This is a genomic window from Enterobacter adelaidei (genome assembly GCF_041937165.1).
GTDB lineage: Bacteria > Pseudomonadota > Gammaproteobacteria > Enterobacterales > Enterobacteriaceae > Enterobacter > Enterobacter adelaidei.
In genome coordinates this window covers 4,584,833-4,610,847 of record NZ_CP154353.1, presented here as the reverse complement: position 1 = coordinate 4,610,847, position 26,015 = coordinate 4,584,833, and the positions used below count along the sequence as shown (strand labels likewise).

Annotated in this window: 19 protein-coding genes, 1 tRNA gene and 3 rRNA genes; 12 read left to right on the top strand and 11 right to left on the bottom strand. The window is 53.1% G+C overall.

Annotated features, from left to right (window positions below; translation table 11 throughout):
• Positions 1–46: 46 nt before the first annotated feature.
• The 7 genes from atpE to asnC form a co-directional block, all read right to left on the bottom strand.
• On the bottom strand, positions 47–286 hold the full coding sequence (gene atpE / locus AAHF05_RS22360; protein ID WP_000429386.1) for a F0F1 ATP synthase subunit C: 240 nt from the start codon (positions 284–286) through the stop codon (positions 47–49).
• Positions 287–335: 49 nt separating this feature from the next.
• Positions 336–1,151, bottom strand: coding sequence for a F0F1 ATP synthase subunit A (atpB, locus tag AAHF05_RS22355; protein WP_023309789.1), 816 nt, complete (start codon positions 1,149–1,151; stop codon positions 336–338).
• An 8-nt stretch (positions 1,152–1,159) separates the two neighbouring features.
• Positions 1,160–1,540 carry a F0F1 ATP synthase subunit I gene (atpI, locus tag AAHF05_RS22350; protein WP_008500194.1) on the bottom strand — a complete coding sequence of 127 codons (381 nt, stop codon included), beginning with the start codon at positions 1,538–1,540 and terminating at the stop codon, positions 1,160–1,162.
• A gap of 616 nt (positions 1,541–2,156) precedes the next feature.
• Complete coding sequence (rsmG, locus tag AAHF05_RS22345; protein WP_049006043.1) at positions 2,157–2,780, bottom strand: 16S rRNA (guanine(527)-N(7))-methyltransferase RsmG; 624 nt, start codon at positions 2,778–2,780, stop codon at positions 2,157–2,159.
• Positions 2,781–2,888: 108 nt separating this feature from the next.
• The gene (mnmG, locus tag AAHF05_RS22340; RefSeq protein ID WP_014072433.1) at positions 2,889–4,778 is read right to left on the bottom strand and encodes a tRNA uridine-5-carboxymethylaminomethyl(34) synthesis enzyme MnmG; all 1,890 of its coding nucleotides are present in this window, start codon (positions 4,776–4,778) and stop codon (positions 2,889–2,891) included.
• Between the two features lie 374 nt (positions 4,779–5,152).
• On the bottom strand, positions 5,153–5,602 hold the full coding sequence (gene mioC, locus AAHF05_RS22335; protein WP_049006045.1) for an FMN-binding protein MioC: 450 nt from the start codon (positions 5,600–5,602) through the stop codon (positions 5,153–5,155).
• Positions 5,603–5,692: 90 nt separating this feature from the next.
• Positions 5,693–6,151, bottom strand: coding sequence for a transcriptional regulator AsnC (gene asnC / locus AAHF05_RS22330; RefSeq protein WP_008500198.1), 459 nt, complete (start codon positions 6,149–6,151; stop codon positions 5,693–5,695).
• Between the two features lie 151 nt (positions 6,152–6,302).
• Between asnC and asnA the strand changes: the two genes are divergently transcribed.
• Entirely contained in the window at positions 6,303–7,295 is a 993-nt protein-coding gene (gene asnA, locus AAHF05_RS22325) for an aspartate--ammonia ligase (protein ID WP_049006047.1), read from the top strand.
• Here the strand turns inward: asnA and viaA are convergent, their stop codons facing one another.
• Together viaA and ravA are read right to left on the bottom strand one after the other, a co-directional pair.
• Complete coding sequence (viaA, locus tag AAHF05_RS22320; RefSeq protein WP_129324386.1) at positions 7,296–8,747, bottom strand: ATPase RavA stimulator ViaA; 1,452 nt, start codon at positions 8,745–8,747, stop codon at positions 7,296–7,298. It lies immediately after the preceding gene.
• Entirely contained in the window at positions 8,741–10,237 is a 1,497-nt protein-coding gene (gene ravA, locus AAHF05_RS22315) for an ATPase RavA (RefSeq protein WP_028017757.1), read from the bottom strand. Before ravA ends, viaA begins: the two co-directional genes overlap by 7 nt.
• Positions 10,238–10,459: 222 nt before the next feature.
• On the opposite strand from ravA, the gene kup reads away from it, so the two are divergent.
• From kup to rbsR, 7 genes are all read left to right on the top strand, one after another.
• Positions 10,460–12,328, top strand: a complete 1,869-nt coding sequence (gene kup / locus AAHF05_RS22310; RefSeq protein ID WP_028017756.1) for a low affinity potassium transporter Kup — start codon at positions 10,460–10,462, stop codon at positions 12,326–12,328.
• 196 nt (positions 12,329–12,524) lie between these two features.
• Positions 12,525–12,944, top strand: a complete 420-nt coding sequence (gene rbsD, locus AAHF05_RS22305; RefSeq protein ID WP_003862392.1) for a D-ribose pyranase — start codon at positions 12,525–12,527, stop codon at positions 12,942–12,944.
• Between the two features lie 7 nt (positions 12,945–12,951).
• The gene (gene rbsA, locus AAHF05_RS22300; protein ID WP_129324393.1) at positions 12,952–14,457 is read left to right on the top strand and encodes a ribose ABC transporter ATP-binding protein RbsA; all 1,506 of its coding nucleotides are present in this window, start codon (positions 12,952–12,954) and stop codon (positions 14,455–14,457) included.
• A gap of 4 nt (positions 14,458–14,461) precedes the next feature.
• Entirely contained in the window at positions 14,462–15,427 is a 966-nt protein-coding gene (gene rbsC / locus AAHF05_RS22295) for a ribose ABC transporter permease (protein ID WP_047347401.1), read from the top strand.
• A 27-nt stretch (positions 15,428–15,454) separates the two neighbouring features.
• On the top strand, positions 15,455–16,345 hold the full coding sequence (rbsB, locus tag AAHF05_RS22290; protein WP_374936422.1) for a ribose ABC transporter substrate-binding protein RbsB: 891 nt from the start codon (positions 15,455–15,457) through the stop codon (positions 16,343–16,345).
• 106 nt (positions 16,346–16,451) lie between these two features.
• Positions 16,452–17,381 carry a ribokinase gene (gene rbsK, locus AAHF05_RS22285; protein WP_129324394.1) on the top strand — a complete coding sequence of 310 codons (930 nt, stop codon included), beginning with the start codon at positions 16,452–16,454 and terminating at the stop codon, positions 17,379–17,381.
• A 3-nt stretch (positions 17,382–17,384) separates the two neighbouring features.
• Entirely contained in the window at positions 17,385–18,377 is a 993-nt protein-coding gene (rbsR, locus tag AAHF05_RS22280; protein ID WP_075204538.1) for a ribose operon transcriptional repressor RbsR, read from the top strand.
• On the opposite strand, the gene mdtD is transcribed toward rbsR, so the two are convergent.
• Together mdtD and AAHF05_RS22270 are read right to left on the bottom strand one after the other, a co-directional pair.
• Positions 18,343–19,776, bottom strand: a complete 1,434-nt coding sequence (gene mdtD, locus AAHF05_RS22275; protein WP_129324387.1) for a multidrug transporter subunit MdtD — start codon at positions 19,774–19,776, stop codon at positions 18,343–18,345. The genes rbsR and mdtD overlap by 35 nt on opposite strands.
• A complete protein-coding gene (locus AAHF05_RS22270; RefSeq protein ID WP_028017749.1) occupies positions 19,773–20,480 on the bottom strand; it encodes a FadR/GntR family transcriptional regulator in 708 nt (235 codons plus the stop codon). Before AAHF05_RS22270 ends, mdtD begins: the two co-directional genes overlap by 4 nt.
• Positions 20,481–20,952: 472 nt before the next feature.
• Between AAHF05_RS22270 and AAHF05_RS22265 the strand changes: the two genes are divergently transcribed.
• The 4 genes from AAHF05_RS22265 (at position 20,953) to rrf (ending at position 25,937) form a co-directional block, all read left to right on the top strand.
• Positions 20,953–22,492: ribosomal RNA gene (locus AAHF05_RS22265) — 16S ribosomal RNA — on the top strand.
• 85 nt (positions 22,493–22,577) lie between these two features.
• Positions 22,578–22,653: transfer RNA gene (locus AAHF05_RS22260), tRNA-Glu, on the top strand.
• 192 nt (positions 22,654–22,845) lie between these two features.
• Positions 22,846–25,749 (top strand): 23S ribosomal RNA (locus AAHF05_RS22255).
• A gap of 72 nt (positions 25,750–25,821) precedes the next feature.
• Positions 25,822–25,937 (top strand): 5S ribosomal RNA (gene rrf, locus AAHF05_RS22250).
• Together the 16S, 23S and 5S rRNA genes with 1 tRNA gene alongside form the textbook arrangement of a ribosomal RNA operon.
• Positions 25,938–26,015 lie beyond the last annotated feature (78 nt).

The following is a 26,015-nucleotide window of genomic DNA, read 5'->3' as shown; positions in this document are numbered from 1 at the left end:
CACAATACCTCTTTAATTTCTGTGGCTTAGGGTTTTAAAACAACTACTACGCGACAGCAAACATCACGTACAGACCCAGACCTACAGCGATCATTGGGATAGCATCCACCAGACCCATAACGATAAAGAACTGAGTACGCAGCAGAGGAATCAGATCAGGTTGACGCGCAGCGCCTTCCAGGAATTTGCCCCCGAGGATGCCGATACCGATCGCAGCACCGATAGCCGCCAGACCCATCATCACAGCGGCAGCCATGTACAGCAGATCCATATTCAGGTTTTCCATGACAGTCTCCAGTTTGTTTCAATTAAAACGTAGTAGTGTTGGTAAAAAATCAGTGCTCTTCAGACGCCATCGACAGATAGACGATCGTCAGAACCATGAAGATAAAGGCTTGCAGCGTAATGATCAGGATGTGGAAAATGGCCCATGGCACATTAAGAATCCACTGTGACCACCACGGCAGAAGACCCGCGATCAGAATGAAAATCAGCTCACCCGCATACATGTTGCCGAACAGTCGCAGACCCAGTGATACAGGTTTGGACAGCAGGCTAACGCCTTCCAGGATCAGGTTGACCGGAATAAACGCCCAGTGGTTGAACGGCTGCAAGGTAAGCTCTTTCACAAAGCCGCTTACGCCTTTCATTTTGATGCTGTAGAAAAGAATCAGGATAAACACGCCCAGCGCCATCGACAGGGTGATGTTCACGTCTGCGGACGGAACCACGCGCAGTGCAGGCAGGCCGAAGATGTGCTCGCCGATAAACGGCAGCAGATCGATAGGCAGCAGGTCCATCAGGTTCATCAGGAAGACCCAAACGAACACGGTCAGGGCCAGCGGAGCAATCAGCTTGCTCTTGCCATGGTACATGTCTTTGACGCTGCCATGGACGAAGCCGATGATCATTTCGATGAACGTCTGGAATTTCCCTGGAACACCGCTGGTCGCTCTTTTAGCAACACCGCGGAACATGGCCAGGAACAGAAGACCCAAAACCACCGAGAAGAACATGGAGTCGATGTTGATCGTCCAGAAGGTGGCCGGGGGGTTATGTGGATCCACCAGCGAGAATGTACGCAGGTCCAGCTGAAGGTTATTCAGATGGTGACCTATGTAATCCTGCGGCGTCATATTTTCTGAAGCCATGATGCCTTTTACCCTTTGTTATTGATTACAGCTGGAGCCAGAACTTGTACCACCAGCACCAAAACCCACGTAGCTATCAGCGGCATGAAGACCACTTTCAAAACCGCCAGCGCCATCACCAGTAGAGCAAAGGTCAGCAACACCTTACACACTTCGCCGAGGGCGAAGGACCAGGCCACGCGGCCTTTGGCGGGTGTATGCGCCTGATGACGCCAGGCAAAAATCATAAACAACACGTTTGGCAGTACAACCGCCAAACCCCCGCACACGGCGGAGATGCCCCAGAAGGGGTCTTTGAGGCTAAACAGCAGTCCACTTGCTATCACAGCCAGAAACTGAATGAACAGAAGCTTACGAGCAACGTTTCTACTCAAGAGCGACACAGACATCACGTTTTTACTCCTGCTCCCTTCGAGGTATGCCGCGTGTCGTATAAAACGTCCTTTAAGGCTCAGAGTCAAGCATCAAAAAGCGGTCAAATTATACGGTGCGCACCCGTGATTTCAAACATTAAGTAGCGAAAAGGTGAATAAATGTTTAAATATTTTTCCCCACCGCTATTTTTTAACTTTCTCAGAAAGCATCGACCTTCGACCAAAAGTGCAAACAGCGCGAAAACGTTGACAACAAAGCGTGCACGAGATCACAAAACACACATTTGCGATAAGGTTGTATTAATCAAAGACGCAAATCGCTTAAATATATCTTTATGAAATCAAACACAAAATGTCGTAACTATTTTCAAAACAGCCCCGTACACAATAAAAACCTTTCATTGACATTCTTAATAAATAATTAACATTGCGTTCTGGTTTCTGCCTTCCATTTTTAGCAGACTTATATTTTCGCCATTGACTATCTTCATAGTGAAGAATAACTGTCAAGTTAAACGTAAGAAAAACCTTAGTGAAAAAGAGGTTAAAAGCTGTCTGGTAAAACCCAAGTAGTTGTGCTGTTTTTTAACATGGTAAGAACAGCACAAATTCCACATTTTTTATTAATTTTTTAAAAATTGTTTGGCTTAATTATCACCAGGTGACGTTCCCCATCGAGTTGAGGAACATTTAATTTCTCGATGCATTCAACAGCAAAACCATCCGGAAGCTGTTCAATCTCATCACCAGGCAACTGCCCTTTCAGCGCATAAAAACGGCCATTATCTGCAGGCAAGTGCTTACACCAGCTCACCATATCATTGAGCGAAGCAAACGCGCGGCTGATAACACCATCAAACGGTGGCTCCGCCGGGAACTCCTCTACCCTGCTCTGCACGGGCGTGATGTTCTCAAGCTTCAGCTCATGCTGTACCTGACGTAAAAAGCGTACGCGCTTGCCAAGGCTGTCCAGCAACGTGAACTGGCTCTCAGGACGAACAATCGACAGCGGAACGCCCGGTAGACCAGGGCCTGTCCCCACATCAATAAAGCGTTCACCTTTCAGATAAGGCGCAACCACAATGCTATCGAGAATATGGCGTACCAGCATCTCGTTGGGGTCTCGTACTGAGGTTAGGTTGTACGCTTTATTCCATTTGTTCAGCATATCGACGTAGGCCACCAGCTGATTTTTCTGGTGATCGGTGAGCGAAATACCTGCCTGATCCAGCAGACGAGAGAGTTTGTTGAGCACGGTGAATACCTGTTGAGAAACTTAAGTGACGGGTGGCGCTTCGCTTACCCGCCCTATGGAATTCTGTAGGCCCGGTAAGCGCAGCGCCACCGGGCAATGTTCAGAGCATTACGCGCTGCGGCGCAGCATGCCCTGTTTTTTTAACCACACCAGCAGAATCGAAATCGCGGCCGGAGTAACGCCCGATATGCGGGATGCCTGGCCAATCGACACAGGTTTATGATCGTTCAGCTTGGCGATCACTTCGTTGGAAAGACCAGTGACCTGACGATAGTCCAGCATCTCCGGCAGCAGCGTGTTTTCGTTGCGCTGCTGTTTTTCAATCTCATCCTGCTGGCGCGCGATATAACCTTCGTATTTAACCTGGATTTCAACCTGCTCTGCCGCTTCAGCGTCTTCCAGGCCCGGTGCGAACGCGGTCAGTTTGACCAGGTTCTCATAGGTGACTTCAGGGCGACGCAGCAAATCTTCGCCGCTGGCTTCGCGCGACAGCGGTGCAGTCAAGTGAGCGTTCACTTCGGCTGCAGTTTCCGCCTGCGGATTCACCCAGGTGGTTTTCAGCCGCTGACGTTCCTGTTCAATACGCTCCAGCTTCTCGTTGAAACGCGCCCAGCGTTCGTCATCTACCAGACCCAGCTCGCGACCCATTTCGGTCAGACGCAGGTCGGCGTTGTCTTCGCGCAACATCAGGCGGTATTCCGCGCGCGAGGTAAACATACGGTACGGTTCTTTTGTGCCCAGCGTGCAGAGATCGTCGACCAGCACACCCAGATACGCCTGAGAACGGCCTGGTGCCCAGCCTTCTTTCTCAGCAGAGAAGCGCGCAGCGTTCAGACCGGCAAGCAGACCCTGTGCAGCCGCTTCTTCGTAGCCGGTGGTGCCGTTAATCTGCCCTGCGAAGAACAGACCGTGGATGAATTTACTTTCCAGGGTTGGCTTCAGGTCACGAGGATCGAAGAAATCGTACTCAATAGCGTAGCCAGGACGAACGATTTTCGCATTCTCCATCCCCTGCATTGAGCGAACAATTTGCATCTGCACATCGAACGGCAGGCTGGTGGAGATGCCATTCGGGTAAATTTCGTTTGAGGTCAGTCCTTCCGGCTCCAGGAAGATCTGATGCTGGTTGCGATCGGCAAAACGCATCACTTTGTCTTCGATCGACGGGCAGTAGCGTGGGCCGATCCCTTCAATCACGCCTGCGTACATTGGGCTGCGATCGAGGTTATTGCGGATCACGTCATGGGTTTTCTCGTTGGTATGCGTGATGTAGCACGGTACCTGCTGCGGATGTTGCGCCGCATTGCCCATGAACGAAAACACGGGCATTGGGTTATCACCGTGCTGTTGCGCCAGCACGCTGAAATCAATGGTGCGCGCATCAATACGTGGAGGTGTGCCTGTTTTCAGGCGGCTGACGCGTAGCGGCAGTTCACGCAGACGGCGAGACAGTGGAATCGACGGCGGATCGCCAGCACGGCCACCGCTGTAGTTATCCAGACCGATATGAATTTTACCGTCCAGGAATGTGCCCACGGTCAGCACCACAGCTTTCGCGCGGAACTTGAGGCCCATCTGGGTTACGGCACCCACGACACGATCATTCTCAACGATAAGATCTTCAACCGCCTGCTGGAAGATCATCAGGTTTGGCTGATTCTCCAGTGCAGTACGTACCGCCTGACGGTAAAGCACGCGGTCAGCCTGGGCACGGGTTGCTCGTACCGCAGGGCCTTTACTCGCGTTTAGTATCCTAAACTGAATGCCAGCATGATCGATCGCTTTCGCCATCAGGCCGCCAAGTGCATCCACTTCTTTTACCAGGTGTCCTTTCCCAATGCCGCCAATCGCCGGGTTACAGGACATCTGTCCAAGCGTGTCGATATTGTGTGTCAAAAGCAGGGTCTGCTGACCCATTCGCGCTGCGGCCATTGCGGCCTCAGTGCCTGCATGACCCCCGCCAATGATAATGACGTCAAAAGGATCCTGATAAAACATGGTGGTCTGCCTCGCGTAAAGCGGTATGAAAATGGATTGAAGCCCGGGCCGTGGATTCTACTCAACTTTAGTCTTTCGAGAAAGCATTGGGATCCTGGGCTATTAAAAAGAAGATCTTTTTATTTAGAGATCTGTTCTATTGTGATCTCTTATTAGGATCGCCGACCTTTGTGGATAAGTCCGATCCGGCAAATAAGATCATGCGGTTAGGAAGGATCGTTTGCTGTGAATGATCGGTGATCCTGGACCGTATAAGCTGGGATCAGATCGCCACTTTATGCACAGGTCAAAAACCATACCAGAGTTGTTATTTGGATAACTACGGCTTAATACGAGCTTTTAACCAGAGTTATCCACATCTGTTCGCGCGATCTTTAATCGTTTTTGAGTAAATTTTTCCATTCTGCCAGCCAGATCTCGGCTGGATCTTCCGGAATGTCATGATCGAGGATGTTGATCTTCAGCGTTTCACCCAGCTGTTTTGCACCACAGGTGGTAACAGCGGCCTCAACTTTCTCTATTGCGCCACAGAAGGTGTCATATTCACGACTTCCGATACCTACCGCACCAAAACGGACGTTGGACAGGTCTGGTTGTTGTTCCTGCAGTTCGTCATATAAAGGTTGCAGGTTATCCGGCAGGTCGCCTGCGCCATGTGTGGAGGTGATCAGCAGCCAGATCCCATCAGTCGGGAGATCTTCAAGCAGCGGTCCGTGCAGTGTCTCTGTGGAAAAACCTGCTTCTTCCAGCTTCTCAGCCAGATGTTCCGCAACGTATTCCGCACCGCCCAGGGTGCTGCCACTGATAAGAGTAATGTCAGCCATTGATCGCTCGCTCAGATAAAGAGGCGGCCATTGTACGCTGTGAACGAGCTGGGATCTACCTGTGGAAAATGTGGGAATGAATTTGACCGATCACGGGCGGATGGTACGCATGATCGGGTTTTGCAGAGAGATCAGGGTCTCAGTGGACTGAATTTCATCGATTGTTTGGATCTTGTTGATAAGTACCTGCTGGAGGGCGTCTATGGATCGACACATAACTTTTATAAAGATGCTGTAATGCCCGGTGGTGTAATAGGCTTCTGTGACTTCATCGAGTGCGTTCAGCTTTGCCAGGGCAGAAGGGTAGTCTTTTGCGCTTTTAAGAATGATGCCGATAAAGCAGCAAACGTCATAACCCAGCTGTTTGGGGCTGACGTCAATGCGTGCGCCGGTAATGATCCCCGCCTGCTTCATCTTCTCTACGCGAACATGGATTGTTCCCGGGCTGACACCAAACTGTTTTGCCAGTTCGGCGTAGGCGGTACGGGCATTAGCCATTAAGGCCTCCAGGATGCCGCGGTCGAGATTGTCGATCTGATAATTTTCCATAGCTTTTTCTTATGAAGATTAATGAATCACTCTATTCTAGCGGTTTATTTTATCGAATCAAAAGTGAAGGAGGCTTTTTGTTGATTGGTTATTGAATAAGGTGCCATTTCTGTTGCTTAATCAATAGCAACAGGACGCAGGAGTATAAATAATGAAAACCGCTTATATCGCAAAACAACGCCAGATCAGTTTCGTAAAATCCCATTTTTCACGCCAGCTGGAAGATAAACTTGGACTGATTGAAGTCCAGGCTCCCATTCTGAGCCGCGTGGGTGACGGGACGCAAGATAACTTATCTGGAAGCGAAAAAGCGGTGCAGGTGAAAGTGAAAACACTGCCAGATGCCCAGTTCGAAGTGGTTCACTCCCTTGCGAAATGGAAGCGTCAAACCCTGGGACAACACGACTTCAGCGCGGGCGAAGGGCTTTACACGCACATGAAAGCCCTTCGCCCCGATGAAGACCGCCTTACTCCAATTCACTCTGTCTACGTTGATCAGTGGGACTGGGAGCGCGTAATGGGTGATGGCGAGCGCCATGTCGGTACGCTGAAATCCACCGTTGAGGCGATCTACGCCGGGATCAAAGCGACCGAAGCGGCTGTAAGCAAAGAGTTTGGTCTGGCACCGTTCCTGCCGGATACGATCCACTTTGTGCACAGCCAGGAGCTGCTGAGCCGTTTCCCGGATCTGGATGCTAAAGGCCGTGAACGCGCAATCGCCAAAGAATTAGGTGCTGTGTTTCTGATGGGGATCGGCGGCAAACTGTCTGACGGCAAACGCCACGACGTTCGTGCGCCGGATTATGATGACTGGAGCACACGCGGTGAGAGCGAATACGCGGGTCTGAATGGCGATATCCTGGTCTGGAACCCGGTGCTGGAAGATGCGTTTGAGCTTTCTTCTATGGGGATCCGCGTGGATGCTGATGCGCTGAAGCGTCAGCTGGCCGTTACTGGCGACGAAGATCGTCTCAAATTAGAGTGGCACCAGTCGCTGCTACGCGGGGAAATGCCGCAGACCATCGGTGGCGGTATCGGCCAGTCCCGTCTGACCATGTTACTGCTTCAGTTGCCACATATCGGTCAGGTTCAGTGTGGCGTCTGGCCGCAGCAAGTACGCGAAAGCGTTGGCTCCCTTCTGTGATTAACGCCGCCAGCGTCTGAGCAGGCGGCTACGCAACCCGGTATCGAAGCGCCAGATATGATCGAAGATGCGCATGATGCCGGGTTTTCCATGGGCGGACATCGCCACCGCGTGGAAACGGTGCTGATGCACCCGCTGTAACTCCTTCACTTTATTCACCACATCATCCGGCAGACGCTGGGCAATAAAATCGGAAATTACCACCGCGTCAGCGTCGTACCAGTCGCCGCCCTGCATTCTCTCCACAATGCTACGAAAACAGCTGGCTAAATCCGTGCCGCCGCGAAAACGCTGGCTTAAAAAGCGGATCGCCTGTTCGATACCCTGCTGGTTCGTCAGCTCATAACCCACCACCTCGCTGGAGAAGAGCATGATGAAGCAGCGACGGCGATCGGCAAGCGCCACGCGCATCAAGGCCAGACAGAACGCCTTTGCACATTGCTCATTAAACCCGCCCATCGATCCGGACGTATCCACGCAAACAATAAAAGGTCCGCGCGGCTGCTCATCAAAATCCTGGTGGACGACTGGCCTCTGGCTGAGCTTCTCGCGCCAGGCTTCGCCGTGTAGCCGGTAAGTAAGAAGCTGCTTTTCCACCAGCCGACGGTAAAACTCATACTCTAGTTCAGTCATTCCCAGCGTGCTGAGTTCGGTGGGCAGCAGGCGCAAAATATCATCGCTTTGCTGAAGCCCGTCGACCTGCTCGGGAACGGTTGCCGGTTCGCGTACCAGGGTGCGGAAGGTTTCCATCGGGGCATCTTTCTTTGGGACTGACTTTGCCTCCCTTGAACGGCCCAGCTGTTCTGCGAGTTTCATCAGCTCGGGCTGCTGCGCCAGAAAATCGCCGTACTTAACGATCAGCTGATAATCCCCGCGCCGAAGCTGACCGGCGCTCATATCCCAGAGACGCCCGGCGGCGTTTTCATTTTCCACCAGTACCTGCTCGAGCTGACCGCTTAAGGTCATGCGTTCCTGAACTTCACTGAGCAGTTGTTCACGCTCCTCATCCAGCAGTTGCTGGTTCAATGTTGTGGCCTGAACGACAAGGCTGAGGCGCCAGCGCTGTAAAAAGAGAGTGTGCAACGCGGGCGTGAAGGTGGCGTTATCCGTGACCAGCGCCCGGGCCTGGCTGGCAAACGGGGAGTGGACGTTGTCGAGCAATGTCAGGGTTTGCGGAAGCTGAACGATAAACTGTGGCGTTGAGAGCCGCTGGCACTGCTGATAACAGGCCACCTCTTCCGTTAACTCAGGGGGGAGCTCGGTCTCTTTGAACCGCTGACGCAAGCTTTCACGCCAGCGTGGGAGATCGTCCGTCATCGCTTTTTTAAGCTTCGGAAATTTTTCAAAGAATGCGGCCAGCTGCGGCGACGCCAGAAGGGTAATGACCACCTCTTCGATCAACCCTTCTTCGCTGACGGCCAGCATGATGTTAAGCGTATCCAGCGTTAGCATTGACGCGCCTGTTTAATCTGTGTGCTCACATCCTGCAGGCTGGCTTCAATGCGACCTAACCAGTCGCTATGTATAAAGAGGCATTTTTGCTGCTCGCTAAAGCGGGTGTGTTGCTGGTGCCATTCGGTATCCAGCGCTTCCAGCTGCTGCTTAATCTCTTCAGGAACGCTGTCAGAGGCGGTGCCAGGCAGTGCAAGACGCGATCCCTGCAGGCTCACATCGCGGATCACCAGATGCTGGCTACTGTCCACTTCCATATTTAGCGGCTGCGCGAAACCGATGCCGTTGAGTTTTCCGCGGATTTCTCCACCTTTATCCAGCCATTGCGATAGCGGCTCGCGCTCAATCGTAACGTGTACAACCTGCATATCATGGAGCTTTAGCGGTTGCTGGAGCAGCAGGGTAAGCGTCGAGCTGGTCAGCTCGGCGGGTAATTCGTAGTGAGGTTTGCGGGCGAACATTCCACCCAGCCGGTTCACTTTCAGCGCCGTTTTATCACTTTGTTGCTGCTGTAACTGGATGCGTCGTTGGGCAATAGCACCAAGCTGGTTGAGCATCGCCTGTTGTCCCCAGGCGTGTCCGGTCATCAATATTTCAAGCTGTTGCTGCATCAGGTTCATGCCTTCTGCGTCGTGCCAGAGGCAATCTTTCAGCAGGATCAGATCGATTGGCGCAACGGCATCACGGCCGCTGAACAGGGCACTGGCCTGCAGCAGGCGGATTGCTTTTTTCCAGCGACGATCGGAGACATAGGGCGCTGAAGGGAGTAAATCGAGCTGCTGGCGCAGCATGAAGATCAGCTCGAAGACGGCATCTGGCAGTTTGATTTTGCCGATCTCCTGCTGCCACAGCTGATATTCCTCATCGGTAACCTGAAGCGAAGCAGAGACCGGGTTTTCATTCTCATCCTGCTGGCTCACCAGCATAGAGCGGAAGTTGGATTTATCCTGCACTTTGTCCAGCCACAGGCGGATCAACATGCGGTCATACAGCGCTTCCAGACTGCTGTCGGCTTCGGGTAGTTCGTTGGAGGCGGCCACCAGCAGGCGCATCGGGATTTTCTCTTCACTGGCGCCGTTGCGGAACCGACGTTCGTTTATCGCCGTGAGCAGGGTGTTCAGAATAGCCGGGCCTGCTTTCCAGATTTCATCGAGAAAAACAATTTCCGCTTCCGGAAGATAACCCTCCGTCAAGCGCTGATAACGTCCCTCATCTTTCAGCGCCTGAATGGACAGCGGGCCGAAAACTTCTTCCGGAGTGGAAAAGCGGGTCATCAGGTATTCAAACGCGCGGGCGTTCTGAAAGGCAAATTTCAGTCGGCGGGCAATCAGGCTTTTGGCGATGCCCGGTGGACCCAGCAGAAATACGCTTTCGCCGCTCAACGCCGCCAGTAAACAGAGGCGGATGGCGTGGCTACGCTCGAAAAGGCCTTTCTCCAGCGCGCTGCTGAGGCGGGAAATTCTTTCTGCTAATAAATGTGAGTGAGCCATAATAGTTTTGCATCCTTTCGCCGTCGTGGCGGCCAATTGAAGCGAGTATAGACGTTTCAGTCAGGGCTGGTAATAGACTGAAGTGCGGCGCAATTTTCTTTGCGCTACATTAATGCGGTTGCATTTAGGGGTACGATTTTGCAACGAATCAGGCATACTGTGCGCTTTTTGTGGACCAAGGGACCAGGAACACATTTGTTATTTAAACGAAAAGACTAGTCTATGAGCACTGACAATAAGCAATCATTACCCGCAATTACGCTTGCGGCGATCGGGGTTGTCTACGGTGATATCGGCACCAGCCCGCTTTATACGCTTCGAGAATGTCTGTCCGGCCAGTTTGGCTTTGGTGTTGAACGCGATGCCGTATTTGGCTTCCTGTCCCTCATCTTCTGGCTGCTGATCCTGGTAGTTTCTGTTAAATATCTCTCCTTTGTTATGCGCGCTGATAACGCAGGCGAAGGCGGTATCCTGACCCTGATGTCCCTTGCCGGGCGTAACACGTCAGCCAGAATGACGTCGGTGCTGGTCATCATCGGCCTGATTGGCGGCAGTTTCTTCTATGGGGAAGTCGTCATCACGCCTGCTATCTCAGTGCTTTCGGCGATAGAGGGGCTGGAGATTATTGCCCCGCAGCTTGATTCCTGGGTTGTTCCTCTGGCCATTATTGTCCTGACGCTGCTGTTTATGATCCAGAAGCACGGTACCGGGCTGGTGGGGAAACTGTTCGCGCCAATTATGCTGGCCTGGTTCCTGATCCTGGCGGCGCTTGGTTTACGCAGCATTATTGCTAACCCGGAAGTGCTGCAAGCGCTAAACCCCTACTGGGCCGTGAATTTCTTCCTCGAATACAAAGTGGTTTCCTTCGTGGCGCTGGGGGCGGTTGTGCTCTCCATCACCGGCGTTGAAGCGCTGTATGCTGACATGGGGCACTTCGGGAAACTGCCTATCCGCGTGGCCTGGTTTATTGTGGTACTGCCGTCTCTGGTGCTGAACTACTTCGGCCAGGGCGCGCTGTTGCTCAAAAATCCGGAAGCGATAAAGAACCCATTCTTCCTGCTGGCCCCTGACTGGGCACTGGTACCGATGCTGATTCTGGCGACGCTGGCGACCGTCATTGCCTCTCAGGCGGTGATTTCAGGCGTGTTTTCTCTGACGCGCCAGGCCGTGCGTCTGGGGTATCTCTCACCTATGCGCATCATCCATACCTCAGAGATGGAGTCGGGCCAGATCTACATTCCGTTCGTTAACTGGCTGCTCTATTTCGCTGTGGTGATCGTCATCGTCAGCTTCGAGCATTCCAGCAACCTGGCGGCGGCGTACGGTATTGCGGTCACCGGTACCATGGTGCTGACGTCGATCCTCTCCACAACGGTCGCGTACCGAAACTGGCACTGGAATAAATTCCTCGTGGCGATGATTCTGGTGGGCTTCCTGTGTATCGACGTGCCGCTGTTCTCCGCGAACCTCGACAAGATTGTTTCCGGTGGCTGGCTACCGCTGACGCTGGGTCTGGTGATGTTTATTGTCATGACCACATGGAAAAGCGAGCGCTTCCGTCTGCTGCGTCGTATGCACGAACACGGGAATTCTCTGGAGGCGATGATTGCGTCGCTGGAGAAATCCCCGCCAGTGCGTGTACCGGGAACTGCGGTGTACATGTCTCGTGCCTTGAACGTGATCCCGTTTGCGTTGATGCATAATCTTAAGCACAACAAGGTATTGCACGAGCGTGTGATTCTGCTGACGTTGCGCACCGAAGATGCACCGTATGTTCACAATGTGCGTCGTGTTCAGATTGAGCAATTGTCGCCTACCTTCTGGCGCGTGGTGGCAAGCTACGGCTGGCGTGAAACGCCAAACGTGGAAGAGGTCTTCCACCGCTGCGGCCTGGAAGGGCTGAGCTGCCGGATGATGGAGACGTCATTCTTCATGTCACACGAGTCACTGATTATTGGCAAGCGTCCGTGGTATCTGCGCCTGCGCGGCAAGTTGTACCTTATCCTGCAACGTAACGCCCTGCGTGCGCCTGACCAGTTTGAGATCCCGCCTAACCGAGTGATTGAGCTGGGTACACAGGTCGAGATTTAAGCCTGCATTAAATGCCGGGTGGCGCAGCGCTTACCCGGCTTACAACCCCCCCTGCCTACCCTCCATAATTGTCTCTACATTTCACTTAGCGAAACGTTTCGACGTCGATCACAAATCTGTTACGTCATGGTGGTTTTCTGAACACCGTTGAGACTAAACTGATTTTAGCGAAACGTTTCGCTAGTGGAGCAAGAAAATGAAGAAAGGCACTGTACTCAACTCAGAAATCTCGTCGGTTATTTCCCGTCTTGGGCATACCGATACGCTGGTGGTTTGCGATGCAGGCTTACCGGTTCCGCGTAGCACAACCCGTATTGATATGGCGTTAACGCAGGGTGTTCCTTCGTTTATGCAGGTACTGGAAGTCGTGACGGCGGAGATGCAGGTTGAGGCGGCCATTCTCGCGGCGGAAATCAAACAACATAATCCGCAACTCCACGAAACGTTGCTCAGCCATATTGAGCAACTGCAACAACACCAGGGAAACACCATAGAAATTCGTTACACAACGCACGAGCAGTTCAAACAACAAACCGCAGACAGTCAGGCGGTGATTCGCAGCGGGGAGTGTTCCCCGTATGCGAATATCATTCTCTGTGCTGGCGTCACCTTCTGAGGCCATCATGGACGCATTACTGCAACTCAAAGGGATCGATAAGTCGTTCCCGGGCGTAAAAGCCCTCTCCGGTGCGGCGCTGAACGTCTACCCCGGGCGCGTGATGGCGCTGGTGGGCGAAAACGGCGCTGGCAAATCCACCATGATGAAAGTGCTGACCGGGATCTACCAACGTGATGCCGGTTCACTCGTCTGGCTGGGTAAAGAGACCACCTTCAATGGCCCGAAATCCTCTCAGGAAGCGGGTATCGGTATTATTCACCAGGAGCTGAACCTGATCCCGCAGCTTACCATTGCGGAGAACATCTTCCTGGGCCGCGAGTTCGTAAACCGGTTCGGTAAAATCGACTGGAAAACCATGTATGCCGAAGCGGATAAACTGCTGGCGAAGCTGAACCTGCGCTTTAAGAGCGACCGACTGGTGGGTGAACTTTCCATTGGCGATCAGCAGATGGTGGAAATCGCGAAAGTGCTGAGTTTTGAGTCGAAGGTCATCATTATGGATGAACCGACTGATGCCCTGACCGATACCGAAACCGAATCCCTGTTCCGCGTTATCCGCGAGCTGAAATTTCAGGGGCGCGGGATTGTCTATATCTCTCACCGCATGAAAGAGATCTTCGAAATCTGCGATGACGTCACCGTTTTCCGCGACGGACAGTTTATTGCCGAACGTGAAGTCGCCACGCTGACCGAAGATACGCTCATCGAAATGATGGTGGGACGTAAGCTCGAAGATCAATACCCGCATCTGGATAAAGCGCCGGGTGAGATCCGCCTGAAGGTGGACAACCTCTGCGGTCCAGGTGTGAACGATGTGACCTTTACCCTGCGTCAGGGGGAAATCCTCGGTGTGGCGGGCCTGATGGGCGCTGGGCGTACCGAGCTGATGAAAGTGTTGTACGGCGCACTGCCGCGCACCAGCGGTTATGTCACCCTCGACGGTCATGAAGTGGTTACCCGCTCTCCGCAAGATGGTCTGGCGAATGGCATTGTCTATATTTCTGAAGACCGTAAGCGCGATGGCTTAGTGCTGGGCATGTCGGTGAAAGAGAACATGTCGCTTACCGCACTGCGCTATTTCAGTCACAGCGGCGGTACGCTGAAACACAAAGACGAACAGCAGGCGGTCAGCGATTTTATCCGTCTGTTTAACGTCAAAACACCGTCGATGGAGCAGGCAATTGGCCTGTTGTCCGGTGGTAATCAGCAGAAAGTGGCGATTGCGCGTGGTCTGATGACGCGCCCGAAAGTGCTGATCCTCGATGAACCCACTCGCGGTGTAGACGTCGGCGCGAAGAAAGAGATCTATCAGCTGATTAACCAGTTCAAGGCCGACGGTCTGAGCATCATTCTGGTCTCTTCCGAGATGCCAGAAGTATTAGGCATGAGCGATCGCATTATCGTCATGCATGAAGGGCATCTCGGCGGTGAATTCACTCGCGAGCAGGCCACCCAGGAAGTTCTGATGGCTGCCGCTGTGGGCAAGCTTAATCGCGTGAATCAGGAGTAAGAAGATGACTACCCAGGCTGTTTCTGGTCGCCGTTATTTCACAAAGGCATGGCTGATGGAGCAAAAATCACTGATTGCCCTGCTGGTGCTGATCGCGATTGTGTCGACCATGAGTCCGAACTTTTTTACCGTTAATAACCTGTTCAATATCCTTCAGCAGACTTCTGTAAACGCCATTATGGCGGTCGGGATGACGCTGGTGATTTTGACCTCAGGGATCGATCTGTCCGTCGGTTCTCTGCTGGCGCTCACCGGTGCGATCGCCGCTTCCCTTGTCGGTGTAGAAGTTAACGCGCTGGTGGCCGTGGCTGCTGCGCTGGCCGCTGGGGCGGCAATCGGTGCTGTGACCGGCGTGATTGTGGCGAAAGGCCGCGTTCAGGCGTTCATCGCGACGCTGGTGATGATGCTGCTGCTGCGCGGTGTGACCATGGTTTACACCAACGGCAGCCCGGTTAACACCGGCTTTACCGATAACGCCGATCTGTTTGGCTGGTTCGGTATCGGCCGCCCGCTGGGTGTCCCGACCCCGGTCTGGATCATGGCTATCGTCTTCCTGGCGGCGTGGTACATGCTGCACCACACCCGCCTGGGTCGTTATATCTATGCACTGGGCGGTAACGAAGCGGCAACGCGTCTGTCCGGTATCAGCGTCAATAAAGTTAAAATTATCGTTTATTCCCTGTGCGGCCTGCTGGCTTCTCTGGCAGGCATCATCGAAGTGGCGCGCCTCTCCTCCGCGCAGCCAACGGCGGGCACGGGTTATGAGCTGGATGCCATTGCGGCAGTGGTTCTGGGCGGTACGAGTCTTGCGGGTGGTAAAGGTCGCATTGTTGGGACATTGATCGGCGCACTGATTCTCGGTTTCCTGAATAATGGTTTGAATTTGTTAGGTGTTTCCTCCTATTACCAGATGATCGTTAAGGCAGTGGTGATTTTGCTGGCGGTACTGGTAGACAACAAAAAACAGTAACTGACGACACTACAGGACATCTTAGATATGAACATGAAAAAACTGGCTACCCTGGTTTCTGCTGTCGCGCTGAGCGCAACCGTAAGTGCAAACGCTATGGCGAAAGACACCATCGCGCTGGTTATCTCCACGCTGAACAACCCGTTCTTCGTCTCTCTGAAGGATGGCGCGCAGAAAGAAGCGGACAAACTGGGCTACAACCTGGTGGTGCTGGATTCCCAGAACAACCCGGCGAAAGAGCTGGCTAACGTTCAGGACTTAACCGTTCGTGGTACCAAAATTCTGCTGATCAACCCAACTGATTCTGATGCCGTAGGTAACGCCGTTAAAATGGCAAACCAGGCGAAGATCCCGGTGATCACCCTGGACCGTCAGGCCTCTAAAGGTGACGTGGTCAGCCACATTGCGTCTGATAACGTGCTGGGCGGTAAAATCGCGGGTGATTACATCGCGAAGAAAGCAGGTGAAGGCGCGAAAGTTATCGAATTGCAGGGTATCGCGGGTACCTCTGCTGCCCGTGAACGTGGCGAAGGCTTCCAGCAGGCCGTTGCTGCACACAAATTTAACGTCCTGGCCAGCCAGCCTGCCGATTTCGACCGTACTAAAGGTCTGAACGTGATGCAGAACCTGCTGACCGCACATCCTGACGTGCAGGCAGTATTCGCGCAGAACGACGAAATGGCACTGGGCGCGCTGCGAGCCCTGCAGACTGCAGGTAAATCAGATGTGATGGTTGTCGGATTTGACGGTACGCCGGATGGTGAAAAAGCAGTAAATGATGGCAAACTGGCTGCGACCATCGCTCAGCTGCCGGAGCAGATTGGCGCGACTGGCGTTGAAACTGCCGACAAAGTGCTGAAGGGCGAAAAAGTTCAGGGCAAATACCCTGTTGACCTGAAACTGGTCATCAAGCAGTAAAAGGCGAATCAGGCAGCCGCTGGCTGCCTGAGGGACACCAATAAAGAAAAGTGTGGCATACGCCACCGGGTAACACCGGTGGCGCTCTCAGATGGACAACCCAACCATGAAAACCGCAGGCAACCTCGTCGTCCTTGGCAGTATCAATGCCGATCACATTCTTAACCTTGAATCATTCCCAACACCGGGCGAAACGGTCACGGGTAACCAGTATCAGGTGGCATTTGGCGGTAAAGGTGCAAACCAGGCCGTCGCCGCCGGTCGCAGTGGGGCGAAAATTGCGTTTATCGCCTGCACGGGTGATGACGATACCGGTGAGCGCGTACGCAAACAGCTGGCGAGCGACAATATCGATATCGCACCGGTCAGCGTGGTTGCAGGGGAATCTACCGGCGTGGCGCTGATTTTCGTCAACGCAGAAGGTGAGAATGTCATCGGTATTCATGCTGGTGCCAACGCTGCTCTGACAACGGATCGCGTAGAAGCGCAACGTGAGATCATTGCGAATGCCGAAGCGTTGCTGATGCAACTGGAGTCACCGGTTGAAAGCGTGCTGGCCGCCGCCAAAATTGCGCATGAAAATCATACCACTGTCGTACTTAATCCCGCTCCTGCCCGTGTATTATCAGACGAGCTGCTGGCGCTGGTGGACATCATTACGCCAAACGAAACCGAAGCGGAAAAGCTGACGGGCATTCGTGTCGAAAATGATGACGATGCCGCGCTAGCTGCACGTGCATTGCATGATAAAGGCATCGGTACCGTGATTATCACCCTTGGTAGCCGTGGGGTGTGGGCAAGCGTCAATGGCGAAGGCCGTCGAGTGCCGGGCTTTAAGGTGAAAGCGATTGACACCATCGCTGCGGGAGACACCTTCAATGGTGCGCTGGTGACCGCGCTACTGGAAGGCAAGCGAATGGATGATGCGATCCGTTTTGCACATGCTGCTGCCGCGATTGCCGTGACGCGCAAAGGGGCCCAACCCTCCGTTCCGTGGCGTAAAGAGATCGATGAATTCTTAAGTCAGCAGGGGTAACGCTTGGCAACAATGAAAGATGTCGCCCGCATGGCGGGTGTTTCTACCTCGACGGTCTCTCACGTTATAAACAACGATCGCTTCGTCAGCGAGGCGATTCGGGAGAAAGTCGAAGCTGCGGTAAAAGAACTCAACTATGCGCCATCTGCGCTGGCGCGTAGTCTTAAGCTCAACCAGACGCGCACTATTGGTATGCTGATTACGGCCAGTACCAACCCTTTCTATTCTGAGCTTGTGCGAGGTGTAGAGCGTAGTTGCTTCGAGCGTGGCTACAGCCTGGTGCTGTGCAATACCGAAGGTGACGAGCAGAGAATGAACCGCAACCTGGAGACGCTGATGCAAAAACGCGTCGACGGGCTACTGCTGCTCTGTACCGAAACACACCAGCCCTCGAAAGAGATTATCCAGCGTTATCCCTCTATTCCCACGGTGATGATGGACTGGGCACCGTTCGACGGTACCAGCGATCTGATTCAGGATAACTCCCTGCTGGGGGGCGACATGGCCACCCAGTATCTGATCGATAAAGGTTACACCCGCATTGCCTGTATTACCGGTCCGCTGGATAAAACCCCGGCGCGTTTGCGTCTGGAAGGGTATCTCTCTGCTATGGCCCGGGCGGGGCTTTCTGTGCCCGAAGGCTACCGTATTACCGGTGATTTTGAGTTTCACGGTGGCTTTGAAGCGATGCAGACCTTGCTGGCGCAGCCGCAGCGTCCGCAGGCCGTCTTTATCGGTAACGATGCCATGGCATTTGGCGCCTATCAGGCGTTATATCAGGCAGGCTTGCACGTTCCGGATGATATGGCGGTAATTGGTTACGATGATATCGAACTGGCTAGCTACATGACCCCACCGCTGACCACGATTCATCAGCCGAAGGATGAACTGGGCGAGCTGGCCATCGATGTGTTGATCCACCGTATGGCGCAGCCCACGCTGCAACAGCAACGCCTGCAGCTTACTCCTGTTCTGATGGAACGCGGTTCGGTTTAGACTTTGCTTTATGGCGTTCTTTGATCAGGTTGCGTCCATCTTTCGGTTTTAACAGCATAAAGACCAGCGCCGAAACCACGGTGAGCGCACCCATGGTGATAAAGGTATAGTGGAACTGCTCAACGGTATTCGCGCTGTCAAAACCCTCATAAAACCGCAGCACCGCTGCACTCACGGCAACCCCTAAACTGATCGACAGCTGTTGCGTCACCGCCAGCACGCTGTTGCCGCTGCTGGCGTTCTCGTCCGTCAGGTCTGCCAGCGTGATGGTATTCATCGACGTAAACTGCGTTGACATCGCCATGCCCAGCACAAATAACGGCAGGATCAACATCCATACGGGAAGGGCGGCGGATTGCAAAGAGAACTGCGCAATCATCAGACCGATAAAGACCGTTACGCCAACCAGCGTCTTACGATAGCCAAACCAGCGCAGCACTTGTGTAACCGTTGATTTTGCCAGAATCGAGCCCATTGCCGTGGGCGCCATCATGCAGCCAGCAATCAGTGCCGGGTAGCCGAAACCGACCTGCAGCATCAATGGCATCAGAAACGGTACGCAACCCGTCCCCAGACGTGACGCAATGTTGCCTGCAATCCCTACGGAAAACGTTCGGGTGTTAAAGAGTCCGAGTGAGATTAACGGTGTCGGGTGACGGTGCGCGTGACGTATATAAAGAAGGAACAGCAGAATACCGCTGAGGATGACGGAGAGGGCAATCCATGTTGCTACGATCTTCTCACCAAACAGTTCCATCCCGCTTGAGAAGAGCACCAGGCTCAGGCCAAACAGGAAAAAGCCTCCCATGTCGAAGCTGCGTCTTGGCGTGGTGAAGTTCGGCATATATTTGCGGGCATACAGCAGCCCGGCAACGCCAATAGGAATATTAATCAGGAAGATCCAGTGCCAGCTTGCCCAGGTGACAAACACACCACCAAGTACCGGGCCAAGTATCGGACCAACCAGGCCTGGCATGGTGACGAAGTTGAGCACGGGAAGCAGTTCGCTTCGAGGATAGGCTCGCAGCAAGGCAAGGCGTGCCACGGGCATCATCATCGCTCCGCCAATACCTTGTAATACGCGGAAGATAACCAGCTCCGTTAAGGATGAGGAGAGCGCACAAGCCAGCGAGCCGAGCGTAAAGAGCGTCACGGCCAACATGAAAACTCTGCGGGTGCCGAAGCGGTCGGCCAGCCAGCCGCTGACCGGAATTAACATCGCGACCGTCAGGGTGTAGCTGATGATGGCGGACTGCATCGCCAGCGGGGAGCGGTTAAGGCTTTGCGCAATAGCGGGAAGCGCTGTGTTGAGGATGGTGGCATCCAGTGCCTGCATAAAAAACGCCATGGCTGCAATCCACGGCAATCCGGCCATGCTGCGCGCTTTTTTCTTTGTCATTTATTTACCTGCTGGTGGGTTGGCGCGGCCAGCAATGCCTGGCACGCACTCAGGGCTCGCTGCCCGTCGCTTTCCTGAATGGCATCGACTATCGCCTGATGCAAATCCAGTTTAACCACTTCGTCTTGTGTAATAGAGGTAAAGTAAGTGTGGTACACCGAATGAAATAAAGAAGCAAAAGAGGTGAGGAACGGATTGGCACTCATCATATAGATATGTTCATGCCAGGCCATATCGACCTCAACCCAGCGTTCCCGGTTGAAGTGCTTTTTCAGGAACACCATCTCTTCCATTAACGCGTTGAGCTGTGCTTTCTGTTCTGCCGTTCCAAGCGTGGCGGCAAGCAGGCACGCCTGTGGTTCAAGACTGCTGCGCATCACCAGAAAGTGATCGACAACCTGATGAAAGTTATCTTCCGTCATCCACCAGGAGAGCAGCTCCTGATCGAGAAAATTCCAGTTACTCTGTGGCATGACACGTGTGCCAATGCGGGGACGTGGAAGCACCATACCTTTTGCCGTTAGGGTTTTCACCGCTTCACGAACTGCTGTACGACTCACTCCAAACTGCTCACCCAGCTCCATTTCACCCGGCAGGATGCTGCCTGGGGCATATTTACCCGCTAAAATCCGCTGAGCCAGCTTCTCTGCCAGCACATACGACAGGTTTTTTTGGGCGGCCAGCTGTTGTGCGCTTAATGGCATCGCTTTTATTCCTTAAAGATTCATGCTGATAATTATGCCACCTCGAGTGTGATTGTGGTTGCAGATACATCAAATAGAACAATTTGTAGCTTGATTTCATCGCTGTTGGTGAAAAAAGACACGGATGAAAACTTTTTTTAAATTTCCTCTTGTCACGTCGGAATAACTCCCTATAATGCGCCTCCACTGACACGGAACAACGGCACACACGCCGCCGGGTCAGCAGAGAAAAGCAAAATAAACGCTTGACTCTGTAGCGGGAAAGCGTAATATGCACACCCCGCGCCGCAGCGAAAACGAAGCGGCACTGCTCTTTAACAATTTATCAGACAATCTGTGTGGGCACTCAAAGTGACATGGATTCTTAACGTCTTCGGACGAAAAATGAATACCAAGTCTCAACGAGTGAACACGTAATTCATTACGAAGTTCTTTTCTTTAGAAATAAAGAAACATTGAGCATCAAACTTTTAAATTGAAGAGTTTGATCATGGCTCAGATTGAACGCTGGCGGCAGGCCTAACACATGCAAGTCGAGCGGTAGCACAGAGAGCTTGCTCTCGGGTGACGAGCGGCGGACGGGTGAGTAATGTCTGGGAAACTGCCTGATGGAGGGGGATAACTACTGGAAACGGTAGCTAATACCGCATAACGTCGCAAGACCAAAGAGGGGGACCTTCGGGCCTCTTGCCATCAGATGTGCCCAGATGGGATTAGCTAGTAGGTGGGGTAACGGCTCACCTAGGCGACGATCCCTAGCTGGTCTGAGAGGATGACCAGCCACACTGGAACTGAGACACGGTCCAGACTCCTACGGGAGGCAGCAGTGGGGAATATTGCACAATGGGCGCAAGCCTGATGCAGCCATGCCGCGTGTATGAAGAAGGCCTTCGGGTTGTAAAGTACTTTCAGCGGGGAGGAAGGTGCTGAGGTTAATAACCTCAGCAATTGACGTTACCCGCAGAAGAAGCACCGGCTAACTCCGTGCCAGCAGCCGCGGTAATACGGAGGGTGCAAGCGTTAATCGGAATTACTGGGCGTAAAGCGCACGCAGGCGGTCTGTCAAGTCGGATGTGAAATCCCCGGGCTCAACCTGGGAACTGCATTCGAAACTGGCAGGCTAGAGTCTTGTAGAGGGGGGTAGAATTCCAGGTGTAGCGGTGAAATGCGTAGAGATCTGGAGGAATACCGGTGGCGAAGGCGGCCCCCTGGACAAAGACTGACGCTCAGGTGCGAAAGCGTGGGGAGCAAACAGGATTAGATACCCTGGTAGTCCACGCCGTAAACGATGTCGACTTGGAGGTTGTGCCCTTGAGGCGTGGCTTCCGGAGCTAACGCGTTAAGTCGACCGCCTGGGGAGTACGGCCGCAAGGTTAAAACTCAAATGAATTGACGGGGGCCCGCACAAGCGGTGGAGCATGTGGTTTAATTCGATGCAACGCGAAGAACCTTACCTACTCTTGACATCCAGAGAACTTTCCAGAGATGGATTGGTGCCTTCGGGAACTCTGAGACAGGTGCTGCATGGCTGTCGTCAGCTCGTGTTGTGAAATGTTGGGTTAAGTCCCGCAACGAGCGCAACCCTTATCCTTTGTTGCCAGCGGTCCGGCCGGGAACTCAAAGGAGACTGCCAGTGATAAACTGGAGGAAGGTGGGGATGACGTCAAGTCATCATGGCCCTTACGAGTAGGGCTACACACGTGCTACAATGGCGCATACAAAGAGAAGCGACCTCGCGAGAGCAAGCGGACCTCATAAAGTGCGTCGTAGTCCGGATTGGAGTCTGCAACTCGACTCCATGAAGTCGGAATCGCTAGTAATCGTAGATCAGAATGCTACGGTGAATACGTTCCCGGGCCTTGTACACACCGCCCGTCACACCATGGGAGTGGGTTGCAAAAGAAGTAGGTAGCTTAACCTTCGGGAGGGCGCTTACCACTTTGTGATTCATGACTGGGGTGAAGTCGTAACAAGGTAACCGTAGGGGAACCTGCGGTTGGATCACCTCCTTACCTTAAAGAACCTGCCTTTGTAGTGCTCACACAGATTGTCTGATGAAAAGTAAATAGCAAGGCGTCTTGCGATTGAGACTTATACGTCCCCTTCGTCTAGAGGCCCAGGACACCGCCCTTTCACGGCGGTAACAGGGGTTCGAATCCCCTAGGGGACGCCACTTGCTGGTTCGTGAGTGAAAGTCACCTGCCGTCATATCTCAAAACTGACTTACGAGTCATGTTTGAGATATTTGCTCTTTAAAAATCTGGATCAAGCTGAAAATTGAAACGACACATCTTAATGGTGTGTTCGAGTCTCTCAAATTTTCGCAAGTCGATGATGAATCGAAAGAAACATCTTCGGGTTGTGAGGTTAAGCGACTAAGCGTACACGGTGGATGCCCTGGCAGTCAGAGGCGATGAAGGACGTGCTAATCTGCGAAAAGCGCCGGCGAGGTGATATGAACCTTTGACCCGGCGATGTCCGAATGGGGAAACCCAGTGTGATTCGTCACACTATCGTTAACTGAATACATAGGTTAACGAGGCGAACCGGGGGAACTGAAACATCTAAGTACCCCGAGGAAAAGAAATCAACCGAGATTCCCCCAGTAGCGGCGAGCGAACGGGGAGCAGCCCAGAGTCTGAATCAGCTTGTGTGTTAGTGGAACGGTCTGGAAAGTCCGACGATACAGGGTGATAGTCCCGTACACGAAAATGCACAGGTTGTGAACTCGAAGAGTAGGGCGGGACACGTGGTATCCTGTCTGAATATGGGGGGACCATCCTCCAAGGCTAAATACTCCTGACTGACCGATAGTGAACCAGTACCGTGAGGGAAAGGCGAAAAGAACCCCGGCGAGGGGAGTGAAAAAGAACCTGAAACCGTGTACGTACAAGCAGTGGGAGCACCTTCGGGTGTGACTGCGTACCTTTTGTATAATGGGTCAGCGACTTATATTCTGTAGCAAGGTTAACCGTATAGGGGAGCCGAAGGGAAACCGAGTCTTAACTGGGCGTTAAGTTGCAGGGTATAGACCCGAAACCCGGTGATCTAGCCATGGGCAGGTTGAAGGTTGGGTAACACTAACTGGAGGACCGAACCGACTAATGTTGAAAAATTAGCGGATGACTTGTGGCTGGGGGTGAAAGGCCAATCAAACCGGGAGATAGCTGGTTCTCCCCGAAAGCTATTTAGGTAGCGCCTCGTGAACTCATCTTCGGGGGTAGAGCACTGTTTCGGCTAGGGGGCCATCCCGGCTTACCAACCCGATGCAAACTACGAATACCGAAGAATGTTATCACGGGAGACACACGGCGGGTGCTAACGTCCGTCGTGAAGAGGGAAACAACCCAGACCGCCAGCTAAGGTCCCAAAGTCATGGTTAAGTGGGAAACGATGTGGGAAGGCACAGACAGCCAGGATGTTGGCTTAGAAGCAGCCATCATTTAAAGAAAGCGTAATAGCTCACTGGTCGAGTCGGCCTGCGCGGAAGATGTAACGGGGCTAAACCATGCACCGAAGCTGCGGCAGCGACACTATGTGTTGTTGGGTAGGGGAGCGTTCTGTAAGCCGTTGAAGGTGTCCTGTGAGGGGTGCTGGAGGTATCAGAAGTGCGAATGCTGACATAAGTAACGATAATGCGGGTGAAAAGCCCGCACGCCGGAAGACCAAGGGTTCCTGTCCAACGTTAATCGGGGCAGGGTGAGTCGACCCCTAAGGCGAGGCCGAAAGGCGTAGTCGATGGGAAACAGGTTAATATTCCTGTACTTGGTGTTACTGCGAAGGGGGGACGGAGAAGGCTATGTTAGCCGGGCGACGGTTGTCCCGGTTTAAGCATGTAGGCGGAGGTTCCAGGTAAATCCGGTACCTTATTAACGCTGAGGTGTGATGACGAGGCACTACGGTGCTGAAGTAACAAATGCCCTGCTTCCAGGAAAAGCCTCTAAGCATCAGGTAACATCAAATCGTACCCCAAACCGACACAGGTGGTCAGGTAGAGAATACCAAGGCGCTTGAGAGAACTCGGGTGAAGGAACTAGGCAAAATGGTGCCGTAACTTCGGGAGAAGGCACGCTGATATGTAGGTGAAGCCCCTGCGGGTGGAGCTGAAATCAGTCGAAGATACCAGCTGGCTGCAACTGTTTATTAAAAACACAGCACTGTGCAAACACGAAAGTGGACGTATACGGTGTGACGCCTGCCCGGTGCCGGAAGGTTAATTGATGGGGTTAGCGGCAACGCGAAGCTCTTGATCGAAGCCCCGGTAAACGGCGGCCGTAACTATAACGGTCCTAAGGTAGCGAAATTCCTTGTCGGGTAAGTTCCGACCTGCACGAATGGCGTAATGATGGCCAGGCTGTCTCCACCCGAGACTCAGTGAAATTGAACTCGCTGTGAAGATGCAGTGTACCCGCGGCAAGACGGAAAGACCCCGTGAACCTTTACTATAGCTTGACACTGAACACTGGTCCTTGATGTGTAGGATAGGTGGGAGGCTTTGAAGCGTGGACGCCAGTCTGCGTGGAGCCGACCTTGAAATACCACCCTTTAATGGCTGGTGTTCTAACGTAGACCCGTAATCCGGGTTGCGGACAGTGTCTGGTGGGTAGTTTGACTGGGGCGGTCTCCTCCCAAAGAGTAACGGAGGAGCACGAAGGTTAGCTAATCCTGGTCGGACATCAGGAGGTTAGTGCAATGGCATAAGCTAGCTTGACTGCGAGAGTGACGGCTCGAGCAGGTGCGAAAGCAGGTCATAGTGATCCGGTGGTTCTGAATGGAAGGGCCATCGCTCAACGGATAAAAGGTACTCCGGGGATAACAGGCTGATACCGCCCAAGAGTTCATATCGACGGCGGTGTTTGGCACCTCGATGTCGGCTCATCACATCCTGGGGCTGAAGTAGGTCCCAAGGGTATGGCTGTTCGCCATTTAAAGTGGTACGCGAGCTGGGTTTAGAACGTCGTGAGACAGTTCGGTCCCTATCTGCCGTGGGCGCTGGAGAATTGAGGGGGGCTGCTCCTAGTACGAGAGGACCGGAGTGGACGCATCACTGGTGTTCGGGTTGTCATGCCAATGGCATTGCCCGGTAGCTAAATGCGGAAGAGATAAGTGCTGAAAGCATCTAAGCACGAAACTTGCCCCGAGATGAGTTCTCCCTGACCCTTTAAGGGTCCTGAAGGAACGTTGAAGACTACGACGTTGATAGGTCGGGTGTGTAAGCGCAGCGATGCGTTGAGCTAACCGATACTAATGAACCGTGAGGCTTAACCTTACAACGCCGAAGCTGTTTCGGCGAAGAGACAGACAATCAAATTTCAGCTCTGATACAGATTAACAGAATTTGCCTGGCGGCTTTAGCGCGGTGGTCCCACCTGACCCCATGCCGAACTCAGAAGTGAAACGCCGTAGCGCCGATGGTAGTGTGGGGTCTCCCCATGTGAGAGTAGGGAACTGCCAGGCATCAAACAAGTGAAGAGGCCATCCGGAAGGATGGCCTTTTTGCGTTTATATGCAAAAAAACAGGCGAAGTGCAGCCCG

Bases quoted from the DNA above. Each gene is read 5' to 3' on its own strand.
- rbsB (WP_374936422.1), top strand. From the start codon at position 15,455: ATGAACATGAAAAAACTGGCTACCCTGGTTTCTGCTGTCGCGCTGAGC.
- mdtD (WP_129324387.1), bottom strand. From the start codon at position 19,776: ATGACAAAGAAAAAAGCGCGCAGCATGGCCGGATTGCCGTGGATTGCA.
- mioC (WP_049006045.1), bottom strand. From the start codon at position 5,602: ATGGCTGACATTACTCTTATCAGTGGCAGCACCCTGGGCGGTGCGGAA.
- rbsA (WP_129324393.1), top strand. From the start codon at position 12,952: ATGGACGCATTACTGCAACTCAAAGGGATCGATAAGTCGTTCCCGGGC.
- kup (WP_028017756.1), top strand. From the start codon at position 10,460: ATGAGCACTGACAATAAGCAATCATTACCCGCAATTACGCTTGCGGCG.
- asnC (WP_008500198.1), bottom strand. From the start codon at position 6,151: ATGGAAAATTATCAGATCGACAATCTCGACCGCGGCATCCTGGAGGCC.
- ravA (WP_028017757.1), bottom strand. From the start codon at position 10,237: ATGGCTCACTCACATTTATTAGCAGAAAGAATTTCCCGCCTCAGCAGC.
- rbsD (WP_003862392.1), top strand. From the start codon at position 12,525: ATGAAGAAAGGCACTGTACTCAACTCAGAAATCTCGTCGGTTATTTCC.
- viaA (WP_129324386.1), bottom strand. From the start codon at position 8,747: ATGCTAACGCTGGATACGCTTAACATCATGCTGGCCGTCAGCGAAGAA.
- atpB (WP_023309789.1), bottom strand. From the start codon at position 1,151: ATGGCTTCAGAAAATATGACGCCGCAGGATTACATAGGTCACCATCTG.
- mnmG (WP_014072433.1), bottom strand. From the start codon at position 4,778: ATGTTTTATCAGGATCCTTTTGACGTCATTATCATTGGCGGGGGTCAT.
- atpE (WP_000429386.1), bottom strand. From the start codon at position 286: ATGGAAAACCTGAATATGGATCTGCTGTACATGGCTGCCGCTGTGATG.
- rbsK (WP_129324394.1), top strand. From the start codon at position 16,452: ATGAAAACCGCAGGCAACCTCGTCGTCCTTGGCAGTATCAATGCCGAT.
- atpI (WP_008500194.1), bottom strand. From the start codon at position 1,540: ATGTCTGTGTCGCTCTTGAGTAGAAACGTTGCTCGTAAGCTTCTGTTC.
- rbsC (WP_047347401.1), top strand. From the start codon at position 14,462: ATGACTACCCAGGCTGTTTCTGGTCGCCGTTATTTCACAAAGGCATGG.
- asnA (WP_049006047.1), top strand. From the start codon at position 6,303: ATGAAAACCGCTTATATCGCAAAACAACGCCAGATCAGTTTCGTAAAA.
- AAHF05_RS22270 (WP_028017749.1), bottom strand. From the start codon at position 20,480: ATGCCATTAAGCGCACAACAGCTGGCCGCCCAAAAAAACCTGTCGTAT.